This is a genomic window from Roseomonas sp. KE0001 (assembly GCF_016107285.1).
GTDB lineage: Bacteria > Pseudomonadota > Alphaproteobacteria > Acetobacterales > Acetobacteraceae > Pseudoroseomonas.
Window position 1 is genome coordinate 197,177 of sequence record NZ_RCVQ01000007.1, and the last position, 26,401, is coordinate 223,577.

The following is a 26,401-nucleotide window of genomic DNA, read 5'->3' on the forward strand; positions in this document are numbered from 1 at the left end:
AGCCGCGCGGGGGGATGCCTCCCCGCGCGGCGGCGGCGTCAAGGCAGGCTCTTGCCGCGATAGGTCTGCTCGAAGCGGCGGAGCAGCTTGTTGCCCTCGCTTTCGATGGCGTCCAGCGCCTGGTCCACCGTCTTCTGGCCGGCGAAGGCGGCCTGCATCTCGCTGGCGTAGAGGGCACGCACCTGCATGAAGTTGCCGAGGCGCAGGCCGCGCGAATTCTCGGTGGGCTCCGTCGCCAGCAGGGATTCGACGGCGATGTCGCGCCCGCGATTCTCGGGGCGGTCATAGAAGCCGCTGGCCTTGATGCCCTCGTAGCCGGCGCGCGTCACCGGGATGTAGCCGGTGTTCTGCGCCATGAAGAGTTCCTGCTGCGGCTGCGCGATGAAGTTCAGGAAGGCGGCGGCGCCCTTGTACTCCTCCGCCGGGCGGCCCTTCAGGACCCAGAGCGAGGCGCCGCCCACCATGCTGTTGGTGCGGCTGTGGCCCTCGTAGAGCGGCAGCATGGCCGGGGTCCAGTCCAGCCCCTGCTTCTGCGTCCGGGTGATCGCGGCGTGGTTGGCGATGGAGGACATCATCATCGCGCAGTCACCCGAGGCGAAGCTCTCCGGCAGGTTGCGGCCACCCTGCCGGGTGCGGACCTGGATCAGCCCTTCCTTGTACCAGTTGTACAGGGTGTTGGCGTGCTGGCGGAACAGCGGGGCGATCCTGATCTCGGCGTCGAGCCCGCCGAAGCCGTTGCCCTTCGTCGCCATCGGCAGATTGTGGATGGCGTTGAACTGTTCCCAGTGCTGCCAGGAATCGAAGTCGATCGCCATCGGGCAGGCATGGCCCTGCGCCTTCAGCGCGCGCACCGCGCGCTCGACCTGCTGCCAGGTGGCGGGAGGCGCCTCCTGCCCGACGGCGCGATAGGCGTCGCGGTTCCAGTACATGACGGCGGTGGAGGAATTGAAGGGGAAGCTCAGCATCTCCCCCTTGCTGGTGGCGTAGTAGTTGCCGATCGAGGAGATGTAGTTGTCCCACTTCACCGTGTAGCCGTTCTGGGCCATCAGCTCGCGCGCCGGCACGTACTGGCCGGAGAGCATCAGGTCGGTCGTGCCGACGTCATAGACCTGCACGATGGTCGGGTGCGCCTTGGCGCGGAAGGCCGCGATGGTGTTCTGCAGCGCGTCCTGATACTCGCCCTGGCCGGTGCAGACGATCTCGAACTCGGTCTGCGAGGCGTTGAAGTTCCGGCAGTACTGCTGCATCACCTCGCCGAGCTGGCCGGAGAGCCCGTACCACCAGTTGAACTTCTGCCGCTGCTCCTGCGCCTCAGCGCCCGTGGCGCCGAGAGCGATGGCCATCGCGGCGATCAGCGCCGTCCTGCGGAAATGCATGATCCCGCTCCCCTTCTCCAGATCGGGGGCGGGACTTAACGGCTTCGGGTGACAGAGGCTTTTCGGTTGCGTGACGCTCTGGAGACACTCAGCCGGGCGGCGTGCCGACCAACTCCGCGTAAAGCGCCGGATCGGTGGCGCCCTCGGTGCCGAACAGCAGCACGCGGCTGTCGGCGGAGAGGCCCAGCGCGTCGCGCGCCGCGGGGTCGGCCACCGCCAGCAGCAGGCCGGCCAGGCCGGCGACGGCGCTCTCCCCCGCCACCACGGGCGGCGACTGGCGCGCCAGCAGCCGCATGCCATCCACCGCCGCCGCGTCCGGCACGGCCATGAAGGCGAAGGCCGCCCGCTCCAGCTCCTGCCAGGCGAGCAGGCTCGGCTCGCCACAGGCCAGCCCGGCCATCAGCGTGTGCAGGTCTCCGGTGACGGTGGACGGACGGCCAGCCTCGGCGCTGGCCAGCAGGCAGGCGGCCTGCTCCGGCTCGACCACGACCAGGCGCGGCACCGCCTCGCCGTACCGGGCGCGGGCCTGGGCGGAGACCGCCGCCGCCACGCCGCCGACGCCGCCCTGGATGAAGATGTGCGTGGGCGGGGCGGGCAGCGCCGCCATGGCCTCCTCGGCCATCAGCCGGTAGCCCTGCATGACGTCGCGCGGAACCTCGGTATAGCCGGGGTAGGAGGTGTCGGAGACGACGAACCAGCCCTCCCGCTCCGCCGTCTCCGCCGCCACGCGCACGGCGTCGTCGTAGTTGCCCGGCACCACGCGGATCTCGGCGCCGTAGGCGGCGATGGCCTCGCGCCGGCCCGGACTGACCGCCTCGTGCACGAAGATGACACAGCGGGCGCCGCAGCGCTGCGCGCCCCAGGCGACCGAGCGGCCGTGATTCCCATCGGTGGCGCAGGTCACGGTGACGTCCGCCGCCGCGCCGGCATGCCGCCCCGCCATGAGGTCCGCCACGCTGGCCGATTGCGCCACGCCGCGCCGCGCCAGCCCCGACACCAGGAGCCGCGCCACGGCATAGGCGCCGCCCAGGGCCTTGAAGCTGCCCAGGCCGAAGCGCCCGCCCTCGTCCTTGTAATGCACCGCGGCGAGCCCTGCCTGCCGCGCGATGGCGTCGAGCGCGCGCAGCGGCGTCACGGCATAGCCGGGCCAGGCCGAGATCTCGGCGGCGGCGCGGCGGAAGCCGCTCTCGGGCAGGACCACCACGCCCGGCGTGCCGGGGTTGGGGTTCAGGAACAGGCGGAAGGGATGCTGGGCGATCATGATGCCGGCCAGTCTGCCGGTATCGCGCACCGCCGTCCACGCCGCCTCAGCGGAACAGGTTGGTCCGCACCAGTTCCATCACGGCGTCGCCCCGGCCATTCATGACGGCCCGCGCGGTGTAGAGGCTGAAGCCCTTCATCTGCTCCAGGGTCAGCTTGGGCGGCATGGTCAGCTCCTGACGGTTCACCACCACGTCCAGCAGCGCCGGGCCCGGATGCGCCAGCACGGATCGGACGGCATCCTCCAGCGCGCCCGGATCCTCGACCCGAAGGGCGAAGGCGCCGGCGCCGCGCGCCATGGCGGCGAAGTCCGGATTGACCAGTTCCACCCCCGTCTCCAGCAGGCCCGCCGCCTTCATCTCGAGCTCGACGAAGCCCAGCGAGCCGTTGTTGAACACCACCACCTTCACCGGCAGCCTCTCCTGCGCCAGCGTCAGGAAATCGCCCAGCATCATGGCGAAGCCGCCATCGCCCGAGAGCGTCACCACCTGCCGGCCGGGAAAGGCCGCCTGCGCGCCGATCGCCTGCGGCAGGGCATTGGCCATCGAGCCGTGCACGAAGGAGCCGAGCAGGCGCCGGTGGCCGTTCATGCGGAGATAGCGCGCCGCCCAGACGGTGGGCGTGCCGACATCGGCCGTGAAGACCGCATCCTCCGCGGCCTGCTCGCTCAGCACCCGCGCCAGGTGCTGGGGGTGGATCGGCGGCCTGCCGGCGCTGCCCTGGGCCAGCTCGTCCAGCTCCTCGCGCGCCTTGCGGTAGTGCTTCAGGCAGGCGTCGAGGTAGCGGCGGTCCTGCTTCACGGCGAGCCGCGGCAGCAGCGCCCGCAGCGTGGCGCCGACATCGCCGACGAGGCCGAGGTCGATCCGCGTGCGCCGGCCCAGATTCTCCGGCCGCAGGTCGATCTGCGCCACCCGGGCATCCTCCGGGTAGAACTGGCGGTAGGGAAAGTCGGTGCCGAGCATCAGCAGGGCGTCGCAGCCCATCATGGCGTGGTAGCCGGAGGAGAAGCCGATCAGCCCGGTCATGCCGACATCGTAGGGATTGTCGTATTCGACGAAGTCCTTGCCGCCCAGCGCATGCACGATGGGCGCCTTCAGCGCCTCGGCCAGTTGCAGCAACTCGGCATGCGCGCCCTGACAGCCCCGGCCGCAGAGCAGCGTCACCTTGCCAGCGCCGTTCAGCAGGTCGGCCAGGCGGTCGAGGTCGGTCTCCCCGGGGCGCGACAGGGGCGCCGGCGGCAGCAGCGCCTCGGCGGTCGCGCGCGCCGGGGCCGCCGCGGCCCGCATCGCCACATCCCCCGGCATCGCGACCACGGCGACGCCGCGCCGGCCGACGGCGGCGCGGATGGCCAGCTCCAGGGTGCGCGGCATCTGCGAGACATCGGAGACGGTCTCGCAATAGACGCTGCACTCGCGGAACAGCGCCTCGGGCCGGGTCTCCTGGAAGTAGCCCGAGCCGATCTCGGGGCTCGGGATCTGCGCGGCGATGGCGAGCACGGGGGTGCGCGAGCGGTGCGCGTCGTAGAGGCCGTTGATCAGGTGCAGATTGCCCGGCCCGCAGGAGCCGGCGCAGACCGCCAGCCGGCCGGTGAGCTGGGATTCCGCCCCCGCCGCAAAGGCCGCCGCCTCCTCGTGCCGCACATGCACCCAGTCGATGCGCCCCTGCGCCCGCAGCGACTCCGTCAGCGCGTTGAGGCTGTCTCCCACCACGCCATAGATGCGCTCCACCCCGGCGGTGGCGAGGGTCTCGGCGAAGATGTCGGCGACGGTCGGCTGAGCCATGGCATGCACTCCCTGAGAGGACCTTCCAGCCAACGCCGCCGGCGTCCCCGCGTTTGCATGGCCGGCAGGCGTTGCTGCAATGCAGCATGCACATCCTGCGGCCTGGATCGGCGCGGGCCGCCCCTCCCGCCGGGCAGTCCTGGGTGGCACCGGGCGGCGGTTGCGCCACCCTGGCCGCTGGCCCAGAACCGGCGCCGAAGCAGGAAGCGGAAGTCCCCGATGTCCGATACCGATCCGGCCCTGATGACGGCCGAGCAGCTCCTCGACCTCTATGCCCGCCGCCGCCTCTCGCCGGTGGAGGCGCTGCAGGCGGTGCTCGAGCGCGTGGCCCGCTACAACCCCTGGGTCAATGCCTTCGCCGTGCTGAACCCGCGCGCCCTGGCCCAGGCGGGGGAGTCGGCGGCGCGCTGGGCCGCCGGCCGGCCGATCGGGCCGCTCGACGGCGTACCGGTCACGGTCAAGGACGTGATGGACCTTCAGGGCTTCCCGACCCGGCGCGGCAGCAAGACCACGGACCCCCGGCCCGCCGCCGGGGACGCCCCGGCCGTGACCGGGCTGAAGGCGGCCGGCGCCGTCATCTTCGGCAAGACCACCACCACCGAGTTCGGCTGGAAGACGCCGGGGGACAGCCCGCTCCACGGCATCACCCGCAACGTCTGGAATCCGCAGCGCACGGTGGGGGGGTCCTCCTCCGGCGCGGGGGCGGCGGGCGCGGCCGGCTTCGGGCCGCTGCATGCCGGCACCGATGCCGGCGGCTCGATCCGCATCCCGGCCGCCTATTGCGGGCTCGTCGGCCTGAAGCCCAGCCACGGCCGTGTGCCGCAATGGCCGCAGGACCTCTTCCCCGGCGGCTTCGGCCAGCTCTCCTGTGCCGGGCCGATGACCCGTTCGGTGCGCGATGCGGCGCTGATGCTGTCCGCCATGGCGCAGCCGGACCTCCGCGATCCCTTCTGCCTGCACGAGGAGCCGCGCGACTGGCGCGAGGGGATCGAGCGGGGCGTGGCCGGGCTACGTGTTGCCGTGGTGCGCCGGCTCGGCGCCGCGCTGCCGGTCGATGCCGAGGGCGAGGCGGCGGTGCTGGCGGCGGCGCGCCTGCTCTCGGAACAGGGCGCCCTGGTCGAGGATGCCGACCCCGACCTGCCGGACACCCGGGCGGCCTTCGGGCGGATCCGGGGCGCCGCCCTGGCGCGGCAGGTCGCCGCGACGGCCCCCGAGAAGCGCGCCCTGCTCGATCCCGGCCTGCTGGAGGTGGCGGGGCGCGAGGCCGGCCTGTCCGCCCTCGACCTCATGGCGGCGGAGGCGCTGCGGGCCGAGGCGGCCCACGCCATGGCGCGCTTCCACCAGCGCTACGACCTGCTGCTCTGCCCGACCACGCCGACCGCGGCCTTCGATGCCGACGCGCCGACCGTGAAGCCGGCCGAGGCGCTGTGGCGCGACTGGGCGCCGTGGACGCTGACCTTCAACCTGACGCGGCAGCCCGCGATCACCGTGCCCTTCGGCCTGGACGAGGCGGGCATGCCGCGCGGGGTGCAGATCGCCGCGGCGCAGCTGCGCGACGATCTCTGCCTGCGGGCCGCGCGGGCGCTGGAACTGGCCACCGCCCCGCCCGTCGCCCGGCCGGAGGCGCAGGCCTGCGCCGGTCATCACCACCATCATTGACGGTCCCGGCGCCGGGAGGCGGTCCGCCGGACCGCCCGCCGCCGGACCGCCTCAGTGCATCGCGGTGGCCTTGCGGCAGGCCTCCCGGAGCGCCGCCTCCAGCTCGTGCATGGCGAAGGGCTTGGCCAGGAAGACCAGGCCCCCGCGCAGCTCCGGAGGCAGGTCGATCGAGCTTTCGGCGTGGCCGCTGGCCAGCACCACCGGCAGCGCGGGATGCAGCGCCCTGGCCGCGCTGGCCAGCGCCAGCCCGCTCATGCCCGGCAGGCTGAGATCGGTGACCAGGACGGCGGGCGCCGGGTGGCTGCGCAGCCAGGCCAGCGCCGTCTCGCCGCGATCCGCCTCCTCTGGCACCAAGCCGAAGAGCTCTGCCATCTGCGCCAGGTTCATGCGGATCAGCGGATCGTCCTCGACCAGCAGCACGACCTCGCCCTCGGGCCAGCCCTCGGCCTGACCGGCCTCGCCCGCCGGCGCGGCGCCGCCCGCCCGGCCGGCCGGCGCGGCCAGCCGCGGCGAAGGCTCTTCAGACGGCTCCTTCGGCGGCTCCCCCGGCGGCCCTTCGGATGGACCGCCGGGAAGGGCGCGGCGGAGGTGCCGCGCCAGATCCTCCTGGCGATAGGGCTTGCTCAGCAACTGCACGCCGGGGTCCAGCCTGCCGTCATGGATGAGCGCGTCCGCGATATAGCCTGACGTATAGAGCACCTTCAGCCTCGGCATCATTTCGCAGGCCCGGCGCACCAGTTCCGGCGTGCGGATCGGCCCGGGCATGATCACATCGGTCAGCAGCAGGTCGACATGCAGCCCGCTCGACAGGACGGTCAGCGCGGCCGCAGCGTCCTCCGCCTTCAGCACCCGGTAGCCGAGATGCCGCAGCATGTCGACCACCGCCTCGCGCACCTCGGCATCGTCCTCGACCACCAGGATGGTGCCCTGGCCGCTCGGCGCGGGCGCCGCCTCCTCCGGCGGTGCCTCCGGATCGGCCGCCGACAGGCTGCGCGGAAGATAGAGCCGGACCGCCGTGCCGTGTCCCGGCGCGCTGTGGATCCGCACATGGCCGCCGGACTGCCGCACGAAGCCATAGACCTGCGGCAGGCCGAGCCCCGTGCCATGCCCCTCCGACTTGGTCGTGAAGAATGGCTCGAAGACACGCGCCAGCACCTCCGGCCCCATGCCGATGCCATTGTCCTCGACCGCGAGCAGCACGTGATCGCCCACCGGCGGATCCGCGCGCTCCCGGCCGCGGATCTCCTCCGCCGTGGCATTGGCCAGCAACAGGACCAGACGGCCTCCCTCCGGCATGGCGTCGCGCGCGTTGATGGCGAGGTTGAGCAGCGCGTTCTCGAGCTGCGCCGGGTCGATCCGCGTTGTCCAGAGGTCCGGCGCCACCCGCGTCTCCACGGCGATGCGTTCGCCGAGGGTGCGGCGCAGCAGTTCGGCGGTCTCCTCCACCAGCCGTCCGAGATGCAGGACGCGCGGCGCCAGCGGCTGCCGCCGGGCGAAGGCCAGGAGTTGCCGGGTGAGCTGCGCGCCGCGCTCGGTACCGGAGCGGGCATGGCGCAGCTGCCGGCGCGCCGTCTCGCTGCCGCCGATCTGCATCGCCAGCAGATCGAGGTTGGTGCTGATCACCTGCAGCAGGTTGTTGAAGTCGTGCGCGATCCCGCCGGTGAGCTGGCCGATCGCCTCCATCCGCTGCACCTGGCGGGCGCGCTCCTCCTCCCGCTCCCGCCGCGTCACGTCGATGCAGGTCAGGACGAATCCCCTCTCCGGCATCGGATTGCGATACACCTCCAGGATCCGCTCGCCCCGGCGCGCCGCCAGGGGCCCGGCCCGGCCCTCCCCCGCCAGGAAGATCCCGGACGCGCCGGCGCCGCGCCCCAGTTCCAGAGCCTCGAAGGCGGCGCGGGGCGTGCCGGCGCGCATCAGCCCGGCCGGCAGGTCCAGCAGTTCGGCGCAGCGCCGGTTCCAGGCGACCAGGGCGTCCCCCGCATCGAAGGCGAGAATGCCTTCCTGGCTGCTCTCCAGCGTCGATTGCAGCACCGCGCTCTTGGCATCGAGCGCCGCCTCGGCGAGGCGAAGCCGCCGGTTGCCGCGCATCATCAGCAGGCCTCCGCCCAGGATGATCGCCGCGGCCATCAGGAAGGCCACCACGCCCAGGAGCAGATTGCGCCGGTCGCCCGCCTCGGTGAGCGCGCTGCTCCTCTCCAGCTCCGCCCGCCGGGTCGCCAGCAGCTCGTCGATCAGGGACTGGATGGCCTGCGTGCCTTCGCGCCCGTCATCCTGCTGCATCCTGGCGCGCGCGGCCTCGAAGCCATCCCGGCGGACGATGGCGAGGCTGTGGGTCAGGGCATCCTGCCGCAGATCGGTCCATTCCTCCAGCCGCGCCACCAGGCTGCGTTCGCGCGGGCTGAGCGGCTCCATCCGGCGGAGCTCCGCCAGGCGGGGCGGGATCCGCCTCATCGCCGCCTCGTAGTCGCCGAGGTCGCCGGCCCGTTCGGTCAGGATGAAGCCGCGCAGGCTGGTCTCGGCATCGTGCAGGTCGGACCACAGGGAACGCGCCACGTCGGCGGCACGGAAGCTGCGCCGGTGGGCCTCCCGCATGTCCCGGAGCTGTTCGCTCCACTGCGCCATGAGCAGGGCGCTGAGCGAGAGGCCCAGAAGCGCCACCGCGCAGGCCAGAACCGGCAGGCGCCGCCGAAGCTGCATGGCTGTCTCCCGTTGGGCGGTCGAACCGGCCGGCCGCATCTTGCCGTTCCGGCGCCGGGGCGTCCATGCCTTCCCGCCACCCGCGGCTTCGGCCACCCTGGCGCCCTTTCGAGGCAGAGGAGAGTCGCATGAGCGATCTGGAATCCCGCATCGCGGCCTGGCTGGCCGGGCGCCAGCAGGAGATGCTGGACGAGCTGGAGGCCATGGTGAACACCGATGGCGGCAGCTACGACAAGGCCGGGGTCGATGCGGTGGGCGAGCGCGTGAAGGCGTTCTGCGGCCGCCACGCCATTCCCGTCGAGGTGATCCCCGGCCGCGATTACGGCGACTGCCTGCGCGCCACCGTGGCCGGAGAGGCGGCGGGGGCCGGCGGCGCTGGCAATGCGCGGCGCAACATCGTGCTGATGGGTCACCGCGACACCGTCTTTCCCAAGGGCGAGCCGGCGCGCCGGCCCTTCCGCGTCGAGGGCGGCATCGCCACCGGCCCGGGCGTCTGCGACATGAAGGCGGGACTGGTGCAGAACATGTTCGTCCTGGCCGCCTTCCAGGCCTGCGGCGGGGCGCCGGGACCGCTGGTCGGGCTGTTCACGGGGGATGAGGAGATCGGCTCGCCGGAAGGGCGGCCGGTGATCGAGGCCGAGGCGCGGCAGGCCCGCGTGGTCTTCAACAGCGAGCCCGGCCGGCCCTCGGGCGGCGTGGTGACCGGTCGCAAGGGCGGCGTCTTCATGGTGATGGACATCGCCGGCAAGGCCGCGCATTCCGGCGGCAACTTCGAGGCCGGCATCAGCGCCATCGAGGAGCTGGCCTGCAAGGTGCGGGCGATCCATGCGCTGACCGACCTGGCGCGCGGCATCACCCTGAATGTCGGGCTGGTCTCGGGCGGGCAGAGCGTCAACACCGTCGCGCCCTGGGCGCAGGGGCAGATCGATCTGCGCTATGTCGAGCCCGCCGACCGCGACATGGTGATGGGCCGCATCCACGAGATCGTGGAGCGGAGCTTCGTCCCCGGCACCAGCGCCCGACTGTCGATCAAGGGCGAGTTCCTGCCGCTGGCCCGGAACGCCGGCACCGAGGCGGCCTTCGAACTCTACCGGGCGGCGGCGGCCGACAGCGGCTTCGAGACGGCGGGCGAGTTCACCGGCGGCTGCGCCGACAGCGGCTTCACCGCCGCCCAGGGCGCGCCGACGCTCTGCGCCGTCGGGCCGGTCGGCGGCAAGGCGCACAGCCCCGAGGAGTATCTGGAGGTCGCGAGCATGGTGCCTCGGGCCCAGGCGCTGGCGCGGGCGATCCTGCGGCTGGAGGCGGCGAACCTCTGAACCGCCGGCCCTGTGGCCCGGCCGGGCGGCACCTCACCCGGTGCCGGCCGCCTGGCCGCAGCCCTCGCCCTGGCGGCGATAGACCTGCAGCCCATCGACCACGGCGATCTGCCGGTAGCGGGCCCAGACGGCGGCGAAGCCGGCATTCGCCTGGGACAGGATGGCGGGGTAGTTCATCGCCTCCCCTCGCCGGTCCACCACGACGAGGTCCGGGCAGCCCTCCATGAAGTCCTGCACCACCCAGTGGCGGATCGGCCATTCCTCCGGCGCCACGCCGTCCTGTCGCGCCTTCCAGATCTCGCCGCGCAGCGCCCACATGGAATCGAAGCGCGAGGCCCAGGTCACGTTGGTGTCGTTGATCACCGGAAAGCCGAGGCCGATCCATTCGGAGAAGGCGACGTAGCTGCGCACCTTCTCGCGCCGGATCAGCCGCTCCAGCCGGACCTCCGTGGTGGTGTCCGGCTCCACCGCGAGCACCAGGCGCTCATAGAGGCGGCCGGAGGTCTGCGCGGCGAAAAGCGTCAGGGGCGCCAGGGCGGCCAGCAGCAGGACGGGCCGCAGACGCGCCGCGCCGGCGCCGCGCCGCAACGCCTCGATGACCCAGCAGAGCAGCGCGAAGGTCACCATCATCAGGGCGGGGATGCGGTGGTAGAACCAGTTCTTGCCGTCCAGAAACATGACGATCGTGGCGGCGGCGGCGAAGCCGGTCAGGACCAGCAGCAGGCTGAACAGCGGATCGCGCCGCGGCGTCACCGCCAGCAGCAGGGCACAGACGGCAAGGCCGGCCAGCAGCAGGCGCGATTCCCGCAGCAGCACCCAGAAACTGGAATCCGTGCCGCCATAGAGGGTCAGCGCCAGCGGCACGGCGCGCTCCACGAAGGCGGGATAGAAGACCAGGATGCTGGCCGCGTAGAGCCCGGCGACGGCGAAGGCGGCGATCGGCGAGAAGCGGATGCGGAAGCCCCGATGCAGCCAGCCGGCCAGCTCGATCACCGCCAGCCCCAGCAGATAGCGCGGCTTCAGGGCGCAGCCCAGCCCCGCCAGCGCCCCGGCGCCGAGCGCGAGGCCACGCCGGACCGGCAGGCCTTCCAGCTTGCGGACCAGCAGCGCCAGATGCGGCAGCACGGCGATGACCATGAGGTGCTCGCGCTGGCCGAACTCCACACCGGGCATGGCGAGCAGCACGCAGGCGATGGCCGCGAAGGTCGCCACCGGCTGGGCGAAAAGCGGCGCCACGCCCCGCAGCAGCCGCGCCGTGCCCCAGGCCGAGCCGAGGGCGGCGGCGGCGAAGAGCGGCAGCGCCACCTGCTTGGCGGTGAGCCCGAGCGCATCGGCGATCATCACCGGGATGGCGCTGACCCAGACGATCAGCGGCGGATTGACCTCGACGATGTCGATGTAGAGCTCCTCGCCGCGCAGCCATTGCCGGGCCACCCAGAGCAGCCAGGCGACGTCGTCCTTCATCGGCGAACGGAGCAGGGCGAAGAGCACGAGGCCGAGGGTCGCGCCCACCAGGCCCAGGCAGATCCAGCGCAGCCGCGTGTCATCCCGCAGGCGTTGCTCGCCGCGAGGAAGCTCCCCTGGCGCGCCCGGCAAGCTGTAACTCACGTCACCAACCCCCTGTCGCCCCTCGGGGCTTCGATTCGCGGCCATGCGGCGGCAGCCCGATGGCTAAGCTCTCATTTTGGTGAGATTGCGGCATAAAGTGGAAAAAGGCGAGGGCGATGCGGGGCTCAGGCCGCCCGCTCGGCCAGGGGCCGGTCCAGCAGGCTGCGCGCCACCGCCTCGGCCGTCCGGATGCCGTCCACGCCGGCGGAGAGGATGCCGCCGGCATAGCCCGCCCCTTCCCCGGCCGGGAACAGGCCCTGCGTGTTCAGGCTCTGCCCGTCCGCCCCGCGGCGGACGCGCACCGGAGAAGAGGTCCGGGTCTCGACGCCGGTCAGCACGGCGTCCGCCCGGGCGTAGCCGCGGATCTGCCGGTCGAAGGCCGGGATCGCCTCGCGGATGGCGGCCACCGCGTAGTCCGGCAGGCAGGCGGCGAGGTCGGTCGGCGTCACACCCGGCCTGTAGGACGGGATGACCTCGCCGAGCGCCGTGGAGGGCCGCCCGGCCAGGAAGTCGCCCACCGTCTGCGCCGGCGCGCGATAGTCGCCGCCGCCGGCCTCGAAGGCCAGCTCCTCCAGCCGCTGCTGCAGCGCGATGCCGGCCAGCGGCCCGCCGGGATAGTCGCGTTCCGGCTCGATGCCGACGACGATGGCGGCATTGGCGTTGCGCTCGGCGCGGGAATACTGGCTCATGCCATTGGTGACGACACGGCCCGGCTCGCTGGCCGCGGCCACCACCGTGCCGCCCGGGCACATGCAGAAGCTGTAGACCGAGCGGCCGTCGCGGCCGTGATGCACCAGCTTGTAGTCGGCGGCGCCCAGCGTCCGGTTCCCCGCGAAATCGCCGAAGCGGCAGCGGTCGATCATCCCCTGCGGATGCTCGATCCGGAAGCCGATGGAGAAGGGCTTGGCCTCCAGGTAGACGCCGCGCGCCTGCAACATCGCGAAGCTGTCGCGCGCGCTGTGGCCGAGGGCCAGCACCACATGGTCGGCCCCGATCCGCTCGCCGCTCTCCAGCACCACGCCGCGCACCTGCCGCGCGCCGCCGCGCGTCTCGATCTCGAGGTCCGTCACCTTGCTCTGGAAGCGGTACTCGCCGCCCAGCTTCTCGATCGTCGCGCGCATGCTCTCGACCATCGTCACCAGGCGGAAGGTGCCGATATGCGGCTTGGAGACGGTCAGGATCTCCTCCGGCGCGCCGGCCCTGACGAACTCCTCCAGCACCTTGCGGCCGTGATGCTGCGGGTCCTTGATCTGGCTGTAGAGCTTGCCGTCGGAGAAGGTGCCGGCGCCGCCCTCGCCGAACTGCACGTTGCTCTCCGGGTTCAGCACCGACCTGCGCCACAGGCCCCAGGTGTCCTTCGTGCGCTCGCGCACCACCTTGCCGCGCTCCAGGATGATGGGACGGAAGCCCATCTGCGCGAGCACCAGCCCGGCCAGCAGACCGCAGGGCCCGGCGCCCACGACCAGCGGACGGTTGGCGAACCCCTCGGGCGCGCGTCCCACGAAGCGGTAGCGCATGTCCGGGCTGGGGCCGATCTGGCGGTCCCCCGCGTGCCGGCGCAGCACCGCGGCCTCGTCGCTTAAGGTCAGGTCCAGGGTGTAGATCAGCTGGATGTCGGACTTCCGCCGGGCGTCGTAGCCGCGGCGGAACACCTCCAGGCCGAGCAGCTCGGCCTCCGGGATCGCGAGCCGCGCCAGGACGGCGGCGCGCAGCGCCTCCGGCGGGTGGTCGAGCGGCAGCTTCAGTTCGGTCAGGCGCAGCATGGCACGGTTCTTCCGGATGGGGCGGGATCGATCCGCCAAGGGAAGGGCACGGGGGGAAGGGCAGCGGCGTCCTATAGGCGAAAGCGGCCGGGCTTCGCCAGGATTTCACCCCCGCTCCCGCCGCGCTCCGGGCAGGCCGGACCATCATGACCGGCGAGCCCTGCCGCGATTCCACCGTCCTTCCGCGCATCGCGTCGCGGGCGGCGCCCATCGGGCCTCACCGATGCGGCGGAGCTCGAAGGCGCGTCCGTATCACCCCGCGACGACGCGCAGCGCCGCGCAGACCGTCTCCACCTGCCGGTCGGTCAACTCGGGGTGGATCGGCAGGCTGAGCACCTCGCGGCTGGCCAGCTCGGTCTCGGCGCAGCCCGAGGGGCCGACCGGCGTGCGGCCGAGATAGGCCTCCTGCAGATGCACCGGCACCGGGTAGTGGATGCCCGTGCCGATGCCCAGCGCCCGCAGCCGCGCCGCCAGCTCGTCCCGCTGCGGGCTGCGGATGACGTACTGATGATAGACATGCTCGACATTGGCCCGGCGGACCGGCGCGGCGATGGCCGAGCCGGCCAGGGCGGCGTCATAGGCCGCGGCGATCTCCCGGCGGCGCGCATTGCCCGCGGCCAGCAGCGGAAGGCGGACGCGCAGCACGGCGGCCTGGATCTCGTCCAGCCGGCTGTTCACGCCGATGGCGTCCGAGATGTAGCGCCGCTTCCAGCCGTATTGCCGGATGGCGGCGATGTTCCCCGCCAGCTCCTCGTCCCGCGTCGCCAGGATGCCGGCATCGCCGAGCGCGGCCAGGTTCTTGGTGGGATAGAGGCTGAAGGCGGCGGCGTCGCCCAGCGTGCCGACCATCCGCCCGTCGATCCGCGCGCCATGCGCCTGGGCGCAGTCCTCGATGACGACGACGCCGTGCGCCCGGCAGGCCGCCATGATCGGCGTCATGTCGCAGGGATGGCCGTAGAGGTGCACCGGGATCACGGCGCGGATCGGCGGCAGGCCCGGCGGCGGGTCCTCCAGCACGGCGGCCAGTTCCTCGGGGTCCATGCCGTAGGTGTCGGGGTCGATGTCGATCAGCAGCGGTGTCGCCCCGGTCATCTCGATGGCGGCGACCGTGGCGACGGCGGTGTGCGATACGGTGACCACGCTCATCCCCGGCCCGATGCCGAGGCCGCGCAGGATCAGCATCAGCGCGTCGGTGCCATTGGCGCAGCCGACGGCGCGCGGCAGGCCCAGCCATTCGGCGAACTCCCGCTCGAAGGCCGCGCCTTCCGAGCCCAGGATGTACCAGCCGGACTGCAGCACGCGGCCGACGGCGGCATCGATCGCCGGCTGCTGGGCGCGGTAGGCGGCGCCCGGGTCTGCCTGGGGAACGGTGATCACGGGCACGTCCATCGGCCCATCTCCTCGGCGCGGCCGCTCGGCCGGCAGTGACAGTTGGTTAAAGGTAGTCGGCGAGGCGCGGCCGCAGCCAGTCCAGGCTGCGGCGGAGCCCTTCCGGCAGCCCGACCGCCGGCGCCCAGCCGGTGGCCTTGCGGAAGGCGGTGTCGTCGGCATGGAAGCTGCCGATGTCGATGGGCGCGCGGTCGGCGGGGAATTCCTTGACCACGTACCGGCCCTGCCCGTCATGGGCGGCGATGGCGGCCTCCGCCAGATCCCGCAGGGAGACCGGGGCGGCACCGCCGATGTTGAAGGCCCCGCCGTGGCAGGCGGGGGTCACGGCCGCCGCCAGGAAGGCGGCCACCACGTCGTCCAGATAGGCGAGGTCGCGCAGCTGCGCCCCGCCCCAGACCTCGAAGGGCTCGCCCTCCAGCAGGCGGCGGAACCAGATGCCGAGAAAAGTCTGGCGGGCATCCTTCACGCGCAGGCGTGGACCGTAGCAATTGGTCAGCCGCAGCGAGACCACCGGGCGGCCCGTCACCCGGCCCTCCATCAGCCAGTACTGCTCGCCCGCCAGCTTGGAGACGCCGTTGGCATCGGGCGGGTTCAGCGGATGCCTCTCATCCACCGGCAGGTAGAGCGGACGGCCATAGAACTGGCGGGTCGAGGCATGCACCACGACGGCGCCGGGGGAGCCCTGACGCAGCGCCGCGATCAGCCGGAGCTGCGCCGTGGCATTGATCGCGAGATCCGCGAACGGGTCCGCCATGCTGCCGGCGTGGCTGGTCTGGGCGGCGAGGTTGAAGACCGCGTCGAGGCCGCGCGTCAGCGGCGCCAGATCGGCCTCGCGCAGATCGGCCTCGACCAGCTCGACCCCCGCCCCTGCCAGGTTGGCGCGGTTCGCGCCGCCCTCGGGCAGCATGGCGTCCAGCGCGGTGACGCGGGCGCCGCGCGCCGCCAGGGCGTGGCAGAGCCCGCTGCCGAGGAAGCCGGCCCCGCCCGTCACCAGAACGCGGCGACCCGCCCAGCCTTCCGCCGCCATCAGCGGGATGCCGGCGTCGCTCACCGGAGGAACCCGGAGGCCTGGGGATGCGATGCGCTGGTCATGCGGCGGCCACTCTCTCGGCGTAGGACAGCAGCCTGTCCGGCGATTGCGGCGGAAGCGCGGCCGGGCTTTGACCCCGGCATGGCGACCGCCGCCCGGAAGAATGCCGCGAAGCCTTGCCGGATTGAAGCGTTTTCCTCACGCTTTCGAGAGCATTCTCCGCCTGCTCCCCGCGGCCGCGCCGGCCGGCGTCAGCGCGGCGCCAGGGCGATGCCGGTGATCTCCACCTTCCAGCGCGGATCGACCAGCTTCCCCTCGATGGTCATGCGCGCGGGCTTGTGGGCGGGATCGAGCCAGCGGTCCCAGGCGCGGTTCATGGCCGGCGCGTCGGCGATGTCGGTCAGCACGATCTGCACCTGCAGCAGCGCGCGCTTGTCGGTGCCCGCCTCGGCCAGCAGGGCGTCGATCTGCGCCAGGATGTCGGCGGTCTGGCCCTCGGCACCCAGGCTGGCGTCATCCGCCACCTGGCCGGCCAGGAAGACCAGGCCATTGGCAACAGTGGCACCGCAGAGGCGTTGCTCCTCGGCCAGGCGGCGGACAAGGGTGGTTCCGGTCATGGATTCTCCTCATGGGTCGGGAGGAGGGAGAGTGGCATGGCGACAGGGCGCGGGCGAGATGGGCGGGGCCCGGACGGGCGTTCCGGAGGCGGGCTTAGCCGCGACCTCATCGCGCGCGCCTTCCAGGGCGCCATGCAGCGCCGGCGCATCGCCCCTCTTCCGCCGCCCGCCGGGCTGAACGACCTGCTCGACCGCGTCGAGGCCGCCTGCGCCCATGCCGAGACCGTCTCCTGCCAGGCCATCCTGGACCAGATCGGGCAACGCTCCTTCGGCGCGCTGCTGTTGCTGCCCTCGGTCGTGGTGGTGTCGCCCCTCTCCGGCATCATCGGCCTGCCGACGGCGATGGCGCTGATGATCCTGCTGCTCGCCGGGCAGATGGTGCTGGGGCGGCGGGAGGCCTGGGTGCCGCGACGCCTGTGCCGCCACAGCCTCGGCTGCCACCGCCTGCATCGGGCGATGCGCCTGCTGCGGCGGCCGGCCCGCTTCGTCGACCGCCTGTTCCGTCCCCGCCTGACCGGCGTGACGCAGGGGCTGGGCACGCGGGCCATCGCCGCCACCTGCATGGTGCTGGCCCTCTGCATCCCCCCGCTGGAGATGCTACCCTTCTCCACCACCGTCGTGGCGGCGGTGATCGCCGTCTTCGCCCTGGCCCTGGTGGCCAATGACGGGGCCATGGCGATCCTGGGCTATGTGCTGACCCTGGGACTGATCGGCAGCGCGGCCGGCCTGCTGGGCGCGGCGCCGGAGCTGCTGCGGAGCGTGGCCTGAGGCCGGGGCGGGGCACCCACGGTTGAACACGATCCGGTGCGATCGGCCGATTCTGGTTCCTGGGACGACGGGACGGCAATAGTCTCGTGTCATGAGATTATCTCACTGACAGGAGCCCGCGCCGTGTCCCGCCCCGTTGCCCTCGCCATCGCCGTCCTGCTGAGCCTCGCCGCTCCCGCCGCGGCTCAGGTCCATGATATCGCCCGCGCGGGCGGATGGGACGCCTTCCAGGGCCGGAGCAACGTGGGCACCGCGCTCTGCGGGCTCAGCACGGCCGGATCCGCCGGGCGCTTCTTCGCCATCAAGCATTTCTCCGGCAACGACCATTTCAGCATCCAGGTCAAGAAGGAGAACTGGCGCATCCCGGAGGGCACCGCCATTCCCGTCGCCCTGACGATCGACGGCCTTCCCGCCTGGACGGCGACCGCGCGCGGCGAAGGCCGGTGGATCAACTTCAACCTCTCGGGCACGGAGAAGATCGTGGACTTCCTGCGGCAGTTCCGCGGGGGCCTCGCCATGTCCCTCACCTTTCCGGCGGGCTCGGAGCCGGACTGGAGCTTCAACCTGCGCGGAACCTCCGCCGTGACCGAGGCCGTCATCGCCTGCATGGAGCGGCACAGCCTGCGGGGCGGCGCACCGACCCAGCCTTTCGGCAGTTCGGCCCCGGCGCCCTCGCCGCGCTCCGCCCCGACCCAGCCCTTCGGCGACGGCGGCATCCCGGTCGGCGACCGCCCCGCGCGCCGGACCTGACGGAACCGGCCGCTCAGCCGGTGAGGTGCGAGCGCCGCAGCAGGCGGGGCAGCAGCCCATCCACCGGCCCGGCCAGAACCGACAGCACCCAGCTCGCCCCCGCCACGAGCACGATGGCCGGGCCGCTCGGCAGGTCGAGGTGGTAGGAGAAGAGCAGCCCCGCCCAGGCCGAGACCAGGGCAATGCCGACGGCCGCATAGGTCATGCCGCCGACGCTCCGCCCCCAGTGCCGCGCCGCCACGGCGGGCAGCATCATCAGCCCCACCGCCATCAGCGTCCCGAGCGCCTGGAAGGCGGCCAGCACGTTCAGCACCACCAGCGCCAGGAAGAGCATGTGCCAGGCGCCGCCCCGCGCCCCGGCGGCGGCGGCGAAGCCGGGGTCGAAGCATTCCAGCACCAGCGGCCGCCACGCGAAGGCCAGGACCAGCAGCGTCAGGCTCGCCACGCCCGCCATCATGAGCAGCGCCGGATCGTCCACGCCCAGCACGCTGCCGAACAGCAGGTGCGACAGCTCCACCGAGCCGGCGCGGGTCGAGATCAGCGTCACGCCCAGCGCCAGGGCGACGAGATAGAGCGCGGCCAGCGCCGCATCCTCCCGCCCCCCCGTGGCGCGCGAGAGCGCCCCGGCGCCGATGCCCACCGCCAGACCGGCGACGAGGCCACCGATCGACATGGCGGTGACGGACAGGCCGGCGACGAGGAAGCCGGCGGCGATGCCGGGCAGGATGCCGTGCGCCAGCACGTCGGCGGTCAGGCTCATCCGCCGCAGCACCAGGAACACGCCGAGCGGCGGCGCGGCGAGGGAGAGCGCCAGGCAGCCGATCAGCGCCCGGCGCAGGAAACCGAATTCGGCGAAGGGCGCCCAGGCGTAGTCGTGCAGCAGCGCCAGCATGGCGTCAGGCGGCGCTGCGGATGCAGGCCTCGGCCTCCTGGTCCCAGCCCTCGGCCATCATGCGCGCCTTCAGCCGGTTGGCGGCGGTCAGCACCTCGGCCGTCGGCCCCCAGGCGATGGGCTCGCGCGCCAGCAGCAGGGTCTCGGGGAACTGCTCGCGCACCATCTCGAGGTCGTGCAGCACGGCCAGGATGGTGCGGCCCTCGCCATGCCAGCGGCGCACCAGGGCCAGCAGATCGGCGGCGGTGCGGGCATCGACGGCATTGAACGGCTCGTCCAGCAGGATCACGGGCGCGTCCTGCACCAGCAGCCGGGCGAAGAGCACGCGCTGGAACTGGCCGGCGGACAGGCTGCCGACGGGCCGCGCCTCGAAGCCCTCCAGCCCGACGGCGGCGAGCGCCCGACGCGCCGCGGCGCGCTCCTGCGGCCGCAGCCCGCGGAAGGCGCCGGCCCGGCCCCAATGGCCCAGCTCCACCACCTCCCGGCAGGAGATCGGGAAGGCGCGGTCCAGCGCCGCCGCCTGCGGCAGCAGGGCAATGTCCTGCCGGCGGCAGCGCACCCGCCCCTCCTGCGCCGTGTGCAGCCCGGCGATGGCGCGCAGCAGGGTGGACTTGCCGGCGCCGTTGGGGCCGACGATGGCGGTCAGGCTGCCCGGCGCGAAGCGGCCGCTGATATGGTGCACGGCCGGCCGGCGGCCATGCGTCAGGGTCAGGTCGGCCAACTCGATGCCGTGGTCCAGAACCGGGTTCATGCCGCCGGGGTTCATGCCGAAGACGTTCATACCGACAGGGCCCAGGCCACGCCGCCCCAGAGCAGCGCCAGCAGCGGCACGGCCAGCACCAGCCGCGCGGCGGCGCCAGCGGCAAGGTCGAGGGGATCGGGCAGGGAGAAGCCGGCGCGGGTCATCACATGGTATGAAATAACATCCCCGCCGGCCGAGGCAAGGCGCCTTTCTCGCCCGCCCGGCTCCCGGCCGGGGGGAAGGCGCACTACCTTTGGCCCGATGCACGGCATGGCCCCCCCTCCCGAACGACCGCTTCCGCCCGATCCGGAGGCCGAGCTCCGCCGCAACCTCCGGCGCTATCGCCGCTTCGCCGGCGGGCTGCTGCTGCTCATGGCGGCGCTGATGCTCGGCGCCTACCGCCTGCCGCCCGGGTACTGGACGGAGCTGCTGCAGGCGTCCGCCAAGGCCGGGCTGGTCGGCGGGCTGGCCGACTGGTTCGCGGTCACGGCGCTGTTCCGCCGCCCGCTCGGCCTGCCCATCCCGCACACCGCGATCATCCCGCGGCAGAAGGAGCGCCTCGGGCGCGGCCTCGGCCGCTTCGTCGCCAACCATGTCTTCACCGAGGCGGAGATGCAGCGCGTGCTCGGGCGGCTCGATCTCGCCGCGCTGCTGCGGCGGATGCTGGCCGACCCGGCGACCAGCCGCACCGCCGCCGAGGCCCTGGCCGCCAGCCTGCCCCGTCTGCTGGACGCGGTGGAGGATGGCCGCGCCCGGCGCGTGCTGCTGCGCCTGCTGCCGCGCATGGTCTCCGGCCCGGCGGCGGCGCGGATGCTGGCGCGGCTGCTGCGCGCGATGATGGCCAGCGGCCAGCACCAGGCGGTCTTCGGCCTGGCGCTCAGCCAGATCAAGGCGCTGCTCGCGGCCAAGGAGGAGGATCTGCGCGCCGCCATCCAGGCCCGCGTGCGCGCCGAGGGCGGCGCGGTGGTGGGCTGGCTGGCCGGCGGCACCGTGGCGCGCCGCATCCTCACCGGCATCAACCAGGAGCTGGAGAAGGTGGCGCCGGACGACAGCGCCCTCCGCCATGCCTTCGAGGCCTGGCTGGAGAGCGAGATCGAGCGCCTGGAGAACGACCCCGAGCGGGCCACCGCCATCGGCCGGGCGCTGCGGCAGGCCCTGGCGCACCCGACCGTCGCCGCCTGGCTGCTCGATGTCTGGTCGCGGCTGAAGGCGGCGCTGGCAGCGGACGCGGCCGATCCCTCCGGGCGCAGCGTCAGCCTCCTGACCGGCACCTTCGCCAATCTCGGCACGCTGCTGGCCGAGGATGAGGGCGCCCGCGCCCGGCTCAACCACCTCGCCCAGGCCACGCTGCGCGGCAGCCTGGTTTCCGCCCAGGCGCAGCTCGCCGACTTCATCGCCGGCGTGGTGGCGCGCTGGGACACGGCCACGGTGGTGGAGAAGATCGAGCTGCGGGTCGGGCGCGACCTGCAGTTCGTGCGCATCAACGGCACGCTGGTGGGCTTCCTGGCCGGCGGCGCGCTCTTCGCCCTGCTGCAGGCCGTGTTCGGGCACGTGGCGCACTGATGGCCTGACCGCCGGCGAAATTCACCCCGTCCCGACCGCGAGGTTGCCTGATGCCGCCCGGACAGGCTAAAGCGCGCGCCGCCCGGACGGTGGCGCCATGCCGCCTGCCGCCCTTTTCGTTCCTTCACGTCTCCATCGAGCAGGTGCCCCGCCCATGAAGCAGCAGGCCAATCAGATGCGCCCCGGTCAGGTCATCGAGTATGAGGGCCGCCGCTGGACCGTGCTGAAGATCCAGATCATCACCCCGGGCAAGGGCGGCGCCTTCATCCAGGTCGAGATGCGCGACATCAAGACCGGCACCAAGAAGGATGACCGCTGGCGCACCGCCGACACCGTCGAGCGCCTGACCACCGAGGACAAGGAGTTCACCTACTCCTACGCCGATGGCGACAACCTGGTGCTGATGGATCCCGAGACCTTCGAGCAGACCATCGTCCCGGCCGCCATCCTGGGCGACCGCCTGCCCTTCCTCGAGGAGAACATGACGGTCTCCGTCAAGCTCATCGAGGGCGACCCGGTGGCCATGGACCTGCCGCAGCAGGTGACGCTGGAGGTGGCCGAGGCCGACCCGGTGGTGAAGGGGCAGACCGCCTCCTCCTCCTACAAGCCCGCCCTTCTCTCCAACGGCGTCAAGACCATGGTGCCGCCCTTCATCACCGCCGGCGAGCGGATCGTGGTGAAGACCGAGGACGGCTCCTACGTCGAGCGCGCCAAGGGCTGAGGCCCTTCGCGGCGGCCCTTCCGCTCCCCCCCGGGGCCGCCGACCGACCCACCGTCCCCTTCCGCCGGAGTATCCGCGCCGTGGCCCCTTCCGCCCGCCTCTCCCCCGCCCTGAACGTCGTCGTCGCCGCCGCCCAGAAGGCCGGCCGCCGCCTGCTGCGCGATTTCGGCGAGGTGGAGCAGCTGCAGGTCAGCATGAAGGGTCCGGGCGACTTCGTCTCCCAGGCCGATATGCGCGCCGAGGAGACGCTGCGCGCCGAGCTGGGCCGCGCCCGGCCCGGCTTCGCCTTCCTGGGCGAGGAGCAGGGCGAGAGCGGCGACAAGGACTGGGAATGGCGCTGGGTGGTCGATCCGCTCGACGGCACCACCAACTTCCTGCACGGCATCCCGCACTGGTCGGTCTCGATCGGCATCGAGAGGCGCACCGGCGAGACCACCAGCGAGGTCGTCGCCGGGGTGATCTACAACCCCGCCGCGGACGAGCTGTTCTGGGCCGAGAAGGGCAGCGGCGCCTTCCTGAACGACCGCCGCCTGCGCGTCTCCGGCCGGCGCGACATGCTCTCCGCCGTCTTCGCCACCGGCATCCCCTTCGCCAAGGTGCAGCGTAAGGCGGAGTTCAGCGCCACCCTCGCCCGGCTGATGCCGCATGTGGCGGGCATCCGCCGCATGGGCTCGGCCTCGCTCGACCTCGCCTGGACCGCGGCCGGGCGCTACGAGGGCTACTGGGAGCTCGGCATGGCCAAGTGGGACGTCGCCGCCGGGCTGGTCATCCTGAAGGAGGCCGGGGGCATCGCGACCGATCCGGAGGGCGGCGACTGCTACGCCAGCGGCCATATCGTCGCCGGCAACCCCTTCCTGCAGCCGAAGCTGCGCGAGGTGGTGCAGGACGGCATCGCCGTGGTGGGCCGCGCCCGCGCCGAAGGCCGCGGCGAGGCCTGATCCGCCGGCGCGGGCGGGCGGTGCTGTTGCCGCCGCCGCCGCCGCAACCTAGGGTGCGCGCATCATGGCCCCGCCCCCGTCGATCCCCGCGCGCCGCCGCTCCCGCCCGCCGCTGACGCGCAGCCCGGCCCCGGCGGGGCGGGCCGCCCTGCTGGGCCTCGCCCTGCTGCTCCCGCCGGCCGCCTCCTGCCGCGCCGCCGCCGGCGAGGAGGCCGCCACGCTGCCGCCGCCCGCCGCCGCCGCGCCCGCGCCGCCCGATCTGAGCCGCGCGCCGCGCCCGGGCGTTCCGCTGCCGCGCCCGGACATCGCCCTCCCCCGCGGCATCGCGCCGGCGCCCGAGGGGGGCTGGCTGGTCACCGGCCCGGCCGCGCGCGGCGCGCCGGACGCCGCCGCCGCGGCCGCCCTCGCCGAGATCGGCCGCTGGCTCGCGACCGCGACCGCCGGCCGCGTGACGCTGCTGGCGCAGGTCGCCGGGCCGGTGCAGGATGTCTCGGTGGCACGTCGCGATTCCCTGGCGCATGGCCTGGCCATCCGCGCCGCCCTCGAGCGCGGCGGGCTGGACGGCACGCGCATCGACACCCGCCCCCTGGGACGCACCTCCGAGGCCCGCGACGCCATCCTGCTGATACCGCCCACTCTCCGCGCCGCGCCGGAGAGCCCGGCCCTCCAGCCGAGCACGACCCGCCCATGACACGCCCGACCCACTACCTGCTGCGGATGCTGGCCTTCCTGGCCGCCGTCGCCCTGCTCTGCGTCGTGCTCTCGGGCAATCTGCTGACCGCCTTCGCGGCGAATCCGGTGCTGAACACGGTCATCCTCGGCGTCCTGCTGCTCGGCATCGCCTGGAACATCCGCCAGGTGCTCGGGCTGAAGCCGGAGGTGGAGTGGCTGGAAGGCTTCCGCGGCAACCGCACCGGCGCCACGCCGCGCGCCGCGCCACGGCTGCTGGCGCCGATGGCCTCGATGTTCTCGGCCCGCCGCGGCGAGCGCCTCTCGCTCTCCGCCCCGGCGATGCGCGGCGTACTCGACGGCATCGCCTCCCGCCTCGACGAGAGCCGCGAGCTGTCGCGCTACATGACCGGGCTGTCGATCTTCCTCGGCCTGCTCGGCACCTTCTGGGGCCTGATCCTGACCATCGGCTCGGTGGCCGAGGTGATCAACTCCATGTCGGTCGGCTCCGGCGACCTGAACCAGTTGTTCAACCAGCTCAAGTCCGGCCTGGCGCAGCCGCTGTCGGGCATGGGCATCGCCTTCTCCTCCTCCATGCTCGGCCTCGCCGGCGCCCTGGTGCTGGGCTTCCTCGACCTGACCGCCGGGCAGGCGCAGAACCGCTTCTACTACGAGCTGGAGGAATGGCTCGCCGGCGTCACCCGCCTCTCCTCCGGCGTGCTGGGCGGGGATGGCGAGATGGGCGGCTCGGTGCCCGCCTATGTCCAGGCGCTGCTGGAGCAAACCGCCGAGAACCTCGAGAACCTGCAGCGCATCATGGCGCGCGGCGAGGAAGGCCGCGCCGCCTCGGCCCAGGCCCTGCACACCCTGACCGAACGGCTTTCGGTGATGACCGAGCAGATGCGCGCCAGCCAGGTGCTGATGCAGCGCATGGCGGAGGCGCAGTCCGGCCTGGCCCCGGCGATCGCCCGCCTCGCCGAGGGCAGTGCGGAGGATGACGCCGCCCGCATCCACCTGCGCAACATCGAGCTCTACCTCGCCCGCCTGACCGAGGATGTCGCCCAGGGCCGCGCCCAGGCGACCGCCGAGATCCGCAGCGAGATCAAGGTCCTCTCCCGCACCATCGCCGCCCTGGCCGAGGACGGGCCGCGATGAGGCAGGCGCCGGCCGGAGGGGGCTGAGCCATGGCGCTCGGGAGCGGCCGGCGCGGCCAGCGCGAGGGCGTCAATGCCTGGCCCGGCTATGTGGACGCCCTGTCCACGCTGCTGATGGTCATCATCTTCGTCCTGCTGGTCTTCGTCCTGGCCCAGGGCTTCCTCTCCGTCACCCTCTCCTCGCGCGACCAGGCGCTCGACCGGTTGAACCGGCAGGTCGCCGAGCTGGCCGACATGCTGTCGCTGGAGCGGAGCCAGGGGGAGGAGCTGCGCGGCAATCTCGCCCGCATGGGCGACGAGCTGCGCGCCGCCGCCGCCGCGCGCGACGCCGCCCTGGAGCAGGTCGGCAGCCTGCGCGCCGAGCGCGACCGACAGGGCAGCGAGCGCGCCGCGCTGGAAGCCGCGCGGGACGGCCTGGCGGCGCGGCTGGCCGATCTCGAACTCGCCGCCGGCGGCGCCGCCAGCCGCATCGCCAGCCTGGAGGAGCGTCTCGGCGCCGCCCAGTCGCGCGCCGAGACGCTGGGCGGCGACACCGCCCAGACGGTGCGCGACCTGACCGAGGCGCGCCGCGCCCTGGCGGCCGAGCGCGAGGCCCTGGCCGCCGCGCGGCAGCAGCTCGCCCAGGCACAGGGTCGCGCCGGCCAGGCCGAGGCGGCGCGCGAGGCCACCGTCGCCGAGCTCGCCGCCGCGCGCCGCGATGTGGAGGCCCTGCGCGCCGAGGCCGCGCGGCTCAACCAGACCGTCACCGCCGACCGCGCCACCATCGAGGCACGGCTGGCCGACATCACCCGCCTGACCCAGCAGGTGCAGCAGCTCACCGCGCTGCGCGACGAGTTGGAGCGCCGCGCCGAGCAGGCCCTGGCCCGTGCCGGCAGCGAGGGCGAGGCGCGCGCGGCGGCCGAGGCGCAGAGCGGCGAGCATGCCCGGCTGGCCGAGAGCGCGCGGGCCCAGGTGGCGCTGCTGACGCGGCAGGTCACCGAGCTGCGCGACGAGATCGCCCGCGTCTCGGCTCTGCTGAGCCGCGAGGAGCAGGAAGGGCGCGACAAGGACGCGCAGATCACCCAGCTCGGCCAGCGGCTGAACGCCGCGCTGGCGGCGCGGGTCGAGGAGTTGCAGCGCTATCGCAGCGACTTCTTCGGCCGGCTGCGCGCGGTGCTGGGCGACCGGCCGGATGTCCGCATCGTCGGCGACCGCTTCGTCTTCCAGAGCGAGGTGCTCTTCCCGGTCGGCAGCGCCGAACTCTCCGCCACCGGCCGGCAGCAGCTGCAATCCCTGGCCAGGGAGCTGCTGGAGGTGAGCCGCCGCTTCCCGCCGGACCTGCCCTGGGTGCTGCGCGTCGACGGCCACGCCGATCGCAGCCCGATCCGCGGCAGCACGCGCTACGCCTCGAACTGGGAGCTCTCCTCCGCCCGCGCCATCGCCGTGGCGCAGCTGCTGATCGCGGAGGGCCTGCCGGCCGAGCATGTGGCGGCCACCGCCTTCGCCGAGCACCAGCCCCTCGACCCCGGCGACTCGCCCGAGGCCCTGGCCCGCAACCGCCGCATCGAGTTGCGGCTCACCGACCGCTGAGGCCGGCGCGCGGGACGATGCGGCGCCGAGACGAGGCGGGACCGGGGATTTTCCGACTTGCGGAGTTTGCTGTCAGGCACAGCGGATTCCGCCATCGGGGCGACGCCCCGCCGGTCGCCTCGCCGGCTTGTCCGTG

At 73.1% G+C, this 26,401-nt stretch carries 22 protein-coding genes; 10 read left to right on the forward strand and 12 right to left on the reverse strand.

Features of this window, described 5'->3' with window-relative positions:
- Positions 1-38 precede the first annotated feature (38 nt).
- From D9598_RS15305 to poxB, 3 genes are all read right to left on the reverse strand, one after another.
- On the reverse strand, positions 39-1,376 hold the full coding sequence (locus D9598_RS15305; protein WP_198367403.1) for an extracellular solute-binding protein: 1,338 nt from the start codon (positions 1,374-1,376) through the stop codon (positions 39-41).
- An 88-nt stretch (positions 1,377-1,464) separates the two neighbouring features.
- On the reverse strand, positions 1,465-2,667 hold the full coding sequence (locus D9598_RS15310; protein WP_370592049.1) for a diaminopropionate ammonia-lyase: 1,203 nt from the start codon (positions 2,665-2,667) through the stop codon (positions 1,465-1,467).
- Between the two features lie 16 nt (positions 2,668-2,683).
- Complete coding sequence (poxB, locus tag D9598_RS15315; protein ID WP_198367404.1) at positions 2,684-4,417, reverse strand: ubiquinone-dependent pyruvate dehydrogenase; 1,734 nt, start codon at positions 4,415-4,417, stop codon at positions 2,684-2,686.
- A 219-nt stretch (positions 4,418-4,636) separates the two neighbouring features.
- Here poxB and D9598_RS15320 point away from each other — a divergent pair, with 219 nt between their 5' ends.
- On the forward strand, positions 4,637-6,076 hold the full coding sequence (locus D9598_RS15320) for an amidase (RefSeq protein WP_198367405.1): 1,440 nt from the start codon (positions 4,637-4,639) through the stop codon (positions 6,074-6,076).
- A 51-nt stretch (positions 6,077-6,127) separates the two neighbouring features.
- Here D9598_RS15320 and D9598_RS15325 read toward each other — a convergent pair whose 3' ends face one another.
- Complete coding sequence (locus tag D9598_RS15325) at positions 6,128-8,776, reverse strand: response regulator (protein WP_198367406.1); 2,649 nt, start codon at positions 8,774-8,776, stop codon at positions 6,128-6,130.
- A 128-nt stretch (positions 8,777-8,904) separates the two neighbouring features.
- Between D9598_RS15325 and D9598_RS15330 the strand changes: the two genes are divergently transcribed.
- Complete coding sequence (locus D9598_RS15330; protein WP_198367407.1) at positions 8,905-10,092, forward strand: M20 family metallopeptidase; 1,188 nt, start codon at positions 8,905-8,907, stop codon at positions 10,090-10,092.
- A gap of 33 nt (positions 10,093-10,125) precedes the next feature.
- On the opposite strand, the gene D9598_RS15335 is transcribed toward D9598_RS15330, so the two are convergent.
- From D9598_RS15335 to D9598_RS15355, 5 genes are all read right to left on the reverse strand, one after another.
- Positions 10,126-11,700 (reverse strand): hypothetical protein, encoded by a 1,575-nt coding sequence (locus D9598_RS15335; protein ID WP_198367408.1) that lies wholly within the window; start codon positions 11,698-11,700, stop codon positions 10,126-10,128.
- Positions 11,701-11,825: 125 nt separating this feature from the next.
- Positions 11,826-13,463: an NAD(P)/FAD-dependent oxidoreductase gene (locus tag D9598_RS15340; protein WP_198367409.1), complete on the reverse strand. Its 1,638-nt coding sequence runs from the start codon at positions 13,461-13,463 to the stop codon at positions 11,826-11,828.
- Positions 13,464-13,715: 252 nt separating this feature from the next.
- Positions 13,716-14,852 (reverse strand): DegT/DnrJ/EryC1/StrS aminotransferase family protein, encoded by a 1,137-nt coding sequence (locus D9598_RS15345; protein ID WP_198367410.1) that lies wholly within the window; start codon positions 14,850-14,852, stop codon positions 13,716-13,718.
- Positions 14,853-14,898: 46 nt separating this feature from the next.
- Positions 14,899-15,879, reverse strand: a complete 981-nt coding sequence (locus tag D9598_RS15350; protein WP_198367491.1) for an NAD(P)-dependent oxidoreductase — start codon at positions 15,877-15,879, stop codon at positions 14,899-14,901.
- 254 nt (positions 15,880-16,133) lie between these two features.
- Positions 16,134-16,499, reverse strand: coding sequence for a RidA family protein (locus D9598_RS15355; protein ID WP_198367411.1), 366 nt, complete (start codon positions 16,497-16,499; stop codon positions 16,134-16,136).
- A 36-nt stretch (positions 16,500-16,535) separates the two neighbouring features.
- On the opposite strand from D9598_RS15355, the gene D9598_RS15360 reads away from it, so the two are divergent.
- The gene (locus tag D9598_RS15360) at positions 16,536-17,267 is read left to right on the forward strand and encodes an exopolysaccharide biosynthesis protein (RefSeq protein ID WP_198367412.1); all 732 of its coding nucleotides are present in this window, start codon (positions 16,536-16,538) and stop codon (positions 17,265-17,267) included.
- Positions 17,268-17,390: 123 nt separating this feature from the next.
- Complete coding sequence (locus D9598_RS15365; protein ID WP_198367413.1) at positions 17,391-18,017, forward strand: hypothetical protein; 627 nt, start codon at positions 17,391-17,393, stop codon at positions 18,015-18,017.
- A gap of 13 nt (positions 18,018-18,030) precedes the next feature.
- Here the strand turns inward: D9598_RS15365 and D9598_RS15370 are convergent, their stop codons facing one another.
- Genes D9598_RS15370 through D9598_RS21410 form a run of 3 tightly spaced genes read right to left on the reverse strand, consistent with a single transcriptional unit; the run spans position 18,031 to position 19,815 of the window.
- Positions 18,031-18,909 carry a metal ABC transporter permease gene (locus D9598_RS15370; RefSeq protein WP_198367414.1) on the reverse strand — a complete coding sequence of 293 codons (879 nt, stop codon included), beginning with the start codon at positions 18,907-18,909 and terminating at the stop codon, positions 18,031-18,033.
- Positions 18,910-18,913: 4 nt separating this feature from the next.
- Positions 18,914-19,660 (reverse strand): metal ABC transporter ATP-binding protein, encoded by a 747-nt coding sequence (locus D9598_RS15375; protein WP_232477272.1) that lies wholly within the window; start codon positions 19,658-19,660, stop codon positions 18,914-18,916.
- A 26-nt stretch (positions 19,661-19,686) separates the two neighbouring features.
- A complete protein-coding gene (locus D9598_RS21410) occupies positions 19,687-19,815 on the reverse strand; it encodes a hypothetical protein (RefSeq protein ID WP_255528774.1) in 129 nt (42 codons plus the stop codon).
- Positions 19,816-19,921: 106 nt separating this feature from the next.
- Here D9598_RS21410 and D9598_RS15380 point away from each other — a divergent pair, with 106 nt between their 5' ends.
- The 6 genes from D9598_RS15380 (at position 19,922) to D9598_RS15405 (ending at position 26,265) form a co-directional block, all read left to right on the forward strand.
- The gene (locus tag D9598_RS15380) at positions 19,922-21,214 is read left to right on the forward strand and encodes a DUF445 domain-containing protein (RefSeq protein WP_232477274.1); all 1,293 of its coding nucleotides are present in this window, start codon (positions 19,922-19,924) and stop codon (positions 21,212-21,214) included.
- Positions 21,215-21,368: 154 nt separating this feature from the next.
- Positions 21,369-21,935 carry an elongation factor P gene (gene efp / locus D9598_RS15385; protein WP_198367416.1) on the forward strand — a complete coding sequence of 189 codons (567 nt, stop codon included), beginning with the start codon at positions 21,369-21,371 and terminating at the stop codon, positions 21,933-21,935.
- An 80-nt stretch (positions 21,936-22,015) separates the two neighbouring features.
- Positions 22,016-22,873: an inositol monophosphatase family protein gene (locus tag D9598_RS15390; RefSeq protein ID WP_198367417.1), complete on the forward strand. Its 858-nt coding sequence runs from the start codon at positions 22,016-22,018 to the stop codon at positions 22,871-22,873.
- Positions 22,874-22,937: 64 nt separating this feature from the next.
- Entirely contained in the window at positions 22,938-23,564 is a 627-nt protein-coding gene (locus tag D9598_RS15395) for a hypothetical protein (RefSeq protein ID WP_198367418.1), read from the forward strand.
- Positions 23,561-24,697: a MotA/TolQ/ExbB proton channel family protein gene (locus tag D9598_RS15400; RefSeq protein WP_198367419.1), complete on the forward strand. Its 1,137-nt coding sequence runs from the start codon at positions 23,561-23,563 to the stop codon at positions 24,695-24,697. The genes D9598_RS15395 and D9598_RS15400 overlap by 4 nt, the downstream gene beginning before the upstream one ends.
- 29 nt (positions 24,698-24,726) lie before the next feature.
- Positions 24,727-26,265 (forward strand): peptidoglycan -binding protein, encoded by a 1,539-nt coding sequence (locus D9598_RS15405; RefSeq protein ID WP_198367420.1) that lies wholly within the window; start codon positions 24,727-24,729, stop codon positions 26,263-26,265.
- Positions 26,266-26,401: the final 136 nt, after the last annotated feature.